The organism is Ginsengibacter sp. (genome assembly GCF_057362405.1).
The window spans coordinates 1-5,063 of record NZ_JBMQQG010000173.1; the positions used below are offsets into that span (position 1 = coordinate 1).

Annotated in this window: 5 protein-coding genes; 3 read left to right on the forward strand and 2 right to left on the reverse strand. The window is 38.8% G+C overall.

The window, feature by feature from the left end; translation table 11 throughout:
* Positions 1-739 (forward strand): alpha-amylase family glycosyl hydrolase (locus ACO1O5_RS14370; protein WP_486271366.1); only part of this gene is annotated, 739 nt, incomplete at its 5' end.
* Positions 740-1,139: 400 nt separating this feature from the next.
* Here the strand turns inward: ACO1O5_RS14370 and mutS are convergent.
* Together mutS and yvfG are read right to left on the reverse strand one after the other, a co-directional pair.
* Positions 1,140-3,770 (reverse strand): DNA mismatch repair protein MutS, encoded by a 2,631-nt coding sequence (gene mutS, locus ACO1O5_RS14375; protein WP_486271368.1) that lies wholly within the window; start codon positions 3,768-3,770, stop codon positions 1,140-1,142.
* Positions 3,733-3,963 (reverse strand): protein YvfG, encoded by a 231-nt coding sequence (gene yvfG, locus ACO1O5_RS14380; RefSeq protein WP_486271372.1) that lies wholly within the window; start codon positions 3,961-3,963, stop codon positions 3,733-3,735. The genes mutS and yvfG overlap by 38 nt, the downstream gene beginning before the upstream one ends.
* Between yvfG and ACO1O5_RS14385 the strand changes: the two genes are divergently transcribed.
* Both ACO1O5_RS14385 and ACO1O5_RS14390 read left to right on the forward strand, forming a co-directional pair.
* Complete coding sequence (locus ACO1O5_RS14385; RefSeq protein WP_486271370.1) at positions 3,853-4,383, forward strand: RNA methyltransferase; 531 nt, start codon at positions 3,853-3,855, stop codon at positions 4,381-4,383. The genes yvfG and ACO1O5_RS14385 overlap by 111 nt on opposite strands.
* Positions 4,384-4,406: 23 nt before the next feature.
* Positions 4,407-5,063, forward strand: a 657-nt coding sequence (locus tag ACO1O5_RS14390; protein ID WP_486271375.1) for a UbiA-like polyprenyltransferase, incomplete at its 3' end; no start/stop codon positions are given.

A 5,063-nucleotide genomic window follows, 5' to 3' on the forward strand; every position in this document is an offset into this window, starting at 1 on the left:
ACCTCTCGATTTTTGGAAGACCTGTATTGATTCTTTAAAGAAACTGAAAGACGTATTTATGTTAGCTGAAAGCGAGAATCCTAAACTTCATACTGTTGGCTTTGATGAAACATATGGATGGAGCGTTATGTGGGCGACGGTAGATGTTGCCTCCGGGAAGAAGACATTGAGTCAACTGGATTCAGTTATCAAACATAATATTTCAATCTTCCCTAAAGATGCATACCGGTTATATTTTACAACCAATCATGATGAGAATAGCTGGAATGGAACTGAGTTCGAAAAATATGGCAGCGCTTATAAAGCTTTTGCTGTATTTACGCAAACGATGTATCAAAGTGTTCCTTTAATTTACAGCGGGCAGGAAATACCTAATAAAAGGCGTTTGAAATTTTTTACTAAGGATCCTATTGTTTGGGATCAATACCAGATGGCGCCATTTTACAGCACGTTACTTCACTTAAGGAGAAAGGATCCCGCATTAGCTGCGGACGCAACTTATAAAAAATTAGCAACCGGGAATGACGTTGCCATTTTTGCCTATGTAAGAGAAAAAGCAGGCCATAAAATTGCAGTTATTTTGAATTTATCGGATCAGCCCCAACGGTTCACCATAGACGATTCTTCAATTTTTGGAAATCCGTTAAATGTATTTTTAGGGACTAAAGAAAAAGTAAATGACACTCACGTGTTTAGTATGGAACCCTGGGGATTTATAGTTTATGAATACGCCAAATAATTTTAGAATAGTTTACGTTAAGTAATTAGTCTGACGCAGAAAAATATCTATAAAATCTCAGATAGAACAATCGAATTAAGTTATGACGGGAAGTAAATCCACGAGTTCAGATAATCCGAATCCTCATCTTCACCGGAGAAAGAAACATTCCCGGCATTCAAGGAAAAAAAGGTCATTTTTATATAACGTGGTGAGGTGGGCGAAAAAAAACCCTACAAAAGCAATCGCAATATTTTTTTGCATACTGCTAATTTATATAACAATATTATTCATTCAATACGCCAATAAAAACAGTCGTAAAGAAAGAATTACATGGATGATAGAGCGGAATGATAATGTTGGTCGCAGTATTATAATTAGCAGGTATATCTAAAATTTTTTCTGAAATTTGTGTATTGGATCACTTCACCATACTCTTTATTTCCTGCAGTTTCAACAAAGCTTCCACGGGCGTTAGCCGGTTGATATCAACCGCTTCAAGAATTTTCCTGATGTCTTCAAATGTCTGCGAATGTGCATCGAAAATGCTCAACTGCAATTGAGGCGCGGCTAATTGTCTTAGATTTTCTTTTATGCTTTTTGAGCCTTTATCTTTTGCGTTTAGGCCATCCGTTATAGCATCATCAACATTTTTAGATTCCAGTTGTTTTAAAATTTCGTTCGCTCTTTCAATAAGTGAAGGCGGCATGCCGGCCATCTTTGCAACATGAATTCCAAAGCTGTGCGTGCTTCCTCCGGGCGCAAGCTTTCTTAAAAAAATAATCTTATTGCCCGATTCTTTATGGGTGATATGAAAGTTTTTTACTCTTTCAAATTTATTTTCGAGTTCATTCAATTCGTGATAGTGGGTGGCAAATAACGTCTTTGGGCTAAACGCAGATTTTTGCAAATGTTCCACAATACTCCATGCAATTGAAATGCCATCATACGTGGAAGTACCTCTTCCAATTTCGTCCAGCAGGATTAAACTTCGCGAAGTAATATTATTAATGATGCTTGCCGTTTCATTCATTTCTACCATGAAGGTGCTTTCGCCACTGCTCAGGTTATCGTTGGCGCCAACTCGTGTAAATATCTTATCCGTTAAAGGAATTCTTGCCTCATCGGCCGGCACGAAGCTTCCCATGTGTGCCATCAAGGTAATTAAAGCTGTCTGCCGTAGAACGGCGCTCTTGCCGCTCATGTTCGGGCCGGTGAGAATGATAATTTGTTGAGATTGCGGATCAAGAAAAATATCGTTGGCAATGTAATTTTCTCCCTGCGGTAAATTTCTTTCAATAACCGGGTGGCGGCTGTTTTTTAAATCCAGTTCATAACCATTATGCAGAATAGGTTTTTTGTATTTAAAATGTAAGGCATTATTGGCAAAGCAGGTTAAGCAATCAAGCACCGCCAGCACATGTCCGTTCAATTGCATTGGCGCAATATAATCCTGCAATTCATTTAAAAGATTTTCGAAAATCTGCAATTCAAGCTGGAGAATTTTGTCTTCAGCGCCCATAATCTTTTCTTCGTATTCTTTTAATTCCGGCGTTATATATCTTTCGGCATTGGTAAGAGTTTGTTTCCTCATCCAGGTTTCCGGTACTTTATCTTTGTGGGTATTGGTAACTTCCAAATAATATCCAAACACGTTGTTGAAGCCTATTTTCAAAGATGATATACCCGTAGTTTCACTTTCCTTTTGTTGCAATTTCAGCAGGTGCCCTTTGCCGTTAGTAACAATGTCTTTTAATTCATCAAGTGATGCATCAACTCCTGTCGCAATTATGTTGCCCTTGGAAGCGGCAACCGGCGGGTTCTCTATAATTTCTCTTACAATTTTATCAGCAATGTATTTGCATGGGTTTAAAGAATCGCCGAGTCTTTTTAGATATTCGTTGGCAGAGGTATCGCAGATATTTTTCACGTGGCTTATTAGTTTTAGCCCTTTACTTATCTGCAAAACTTCTCTCGGATTTATTTTCTTTAAGGGAATTTTGCTCACCAGTCTTTCAACATCGCCTGCTTGTTTTATATCCTGGCTTATTTTATTTTTTTCTTCAGGTGTTTTAATAAAATATTCCACCAACAACTGGCGCTCTTCAATTTTGCCAATTTCTGTAAGAGGCATCACCATCCAGCGTTTCAACAGCCTTGCGCCCATGGGTGAAACGGTATTATCTAAAACTTTTAATAACGAGTTGTTACTTTCAACGCCACCGAGCAATTCAAGATTCCGTATGGTAAACCTATCCATCCAAAGGTGATCAGCCTTATCAATTCTTTGCAAAGAAGTGATGTGTTGCAAATTGGGATGCTCCGTATCTTTTAAATAATGGAGTATGGCGCCGGCTGCAATAATGCCGGTAGATAAATCTTCAACCCCAAAGCCTTTGAGGCTTTGGGTGCCAAAATGTTTTAGCAAACTTTCTTTAGCATACTGCTCGGTAAAAATCCATTCATCCAATGAGTAAGTATAAAACTTGTTGCCAAAAAAACTTTTAAATTCCTTTTGATGACTTCTTTGGAAAATAACTTCGGCAGGGTTGAGGCTTTGCAATAATTTGTCAGCGTATTCTTTATCGCCCTCTGCAATAAAAAATTCCCCGGTTGAAATATCGAGAAAAGAAATTCCCGTTTTTTCAGGAGCGAGATAAATGCCGCATAAGAAATTATTGTTATTGTGTTCTAGCAATTTATCATTGGTGGCAACTCCTGGTGTAATTAGTTCCGTAACGCCTCGTTTAACGATTCCCTTTACTAGTTTTGGATCTTCCAGTTGGTCGCAAATGGCCACCCTGTAACCGGCCTTTACTAATTTGTGTAGATAGGTATCCAACGCATGATGAGGAAAGCCGGCCAATTCCGATGCGGTAGGCGATGCATTATTTCGTTTCGTTAAAGTGATGCCTAAAACACGGGAAGCGGTGATAGCGTCCTGGCCAAAGGTTTCATAAAAATCGCCTACACGAAATAGCAATATCGCATCAGGATATTTCGCCTTGATGGCGTTATGCTGTTTCATCAACGGGGTATCTTCTTTCGACATTCTTCGCAAATATTGTCCTTCTCTTTTGGAGAAGGGTTGAGATGAGGCTTTTAAAGTATTTTTGCAAATTAATAGCCTTTTGATGAGAAAACTGAGTATGGATGAATTGAACCGAAAATCTGTTGATGAAGTAAGGCGTGCAGAAAAAATCCCGGTGATTGCATTGTTGGAAAATATCAGGAGCGCTTATAATGTGGGAAGTGTGTTTCGTACGGCAGACGCATTTCTAATCGAGGCCGTTTACATAACGGGTTACACGGCGAAACCACCGCATAAGGAAATTTCGAAAACCGCATTAGGTGCCCAGGAATCAGTTGAATGGAAATATTTTGAAAGTACAAAAATGGCCGTGGAAGAACTCCGGCAAAATAATTATAAAATATTTGCAGTTGAACAGGTTGCTGACAGTATTTCGCTTGAAAGATTTTCCGAACTAAATATTGATAAAACTGTTTTTATTTTTGGAAATGAAGTTAGTGGTGTTGAACAGGAAACTATTATTTTGTGCGACGGCTGTATAGAAATTCCACAGTTTGGCATGAAGCATTCGTTAAATATTTCAGTTGCTGCAGGTATCGTGTTGTGGGAGGCAGTGAAAGCAAAATCCATTTAAAATTTATTTTGGTATAACTTATGGTGAAGTCAATTAAAAATTATTTGTCTCTTGTAACTTTTGCTCACACCGTGTTTGCAATGCCTTTTGCATTTATCGGTTTTGCGCTCGGGTTAAAGGCAATGAATTTCGAAACCTATAAGCCCTGGTGGGAACTGTTAATTCTGGTGTTGCTTTGTATGGTTTTTGCCCGTAGCGCCGCTATGGCTTTTAACCGTTGGCTCGATGCTGATTTTGATGCCATTAATCCAAGGACTGCTGTGAGAGAAATACCTGCAGGAATTATAAGTAAAAAAAATGCGATGATTTTTGTTGTCAGCAGTTGCATTGCATTTATTATAACTACCTATTTCATAAATGCAATGTGCCTGGTATTGGCGCCGGTAGCTTTATTTGTGATACTCTTTTACAGTTATACAAAAAGATTTACATCGCTGTGCCATCTTGTACTTGGGCTTGGTTTGAGCCTTTCACCTATTGGCGCATATATTGCCGTAACCGGCAAATTTGCTTTTGTGCCGGTATTATTTTCATTGTCGGTTTTGTTTTGGGTTAGCGGCTTCGATATTATCTACGCATTGCAGGATGAGGAGTTTGATAAGGTGAATCAATTACGCTCGATACCTTCTATGCTTGGCGCAAACAGGGCTCTTCGGGTAAGCGAGTTTCTTCATGTTTTA

Coding starts and splice junctions, on each gene's coding strand:
- mutS (WP_486271368.1), bottom strand. CDS start 3,770: ATGTCGAAAGAAGATACCCCGTTGATGAAACAGCATAACGCCATCAAG.
- ACO1O5_RS14385 (WP_486271370.1), top strand. CDS start 3,853: ATGAGAAAACTGAGTATGGATGAATTGAACCGAAAATCTGTTGATGAA.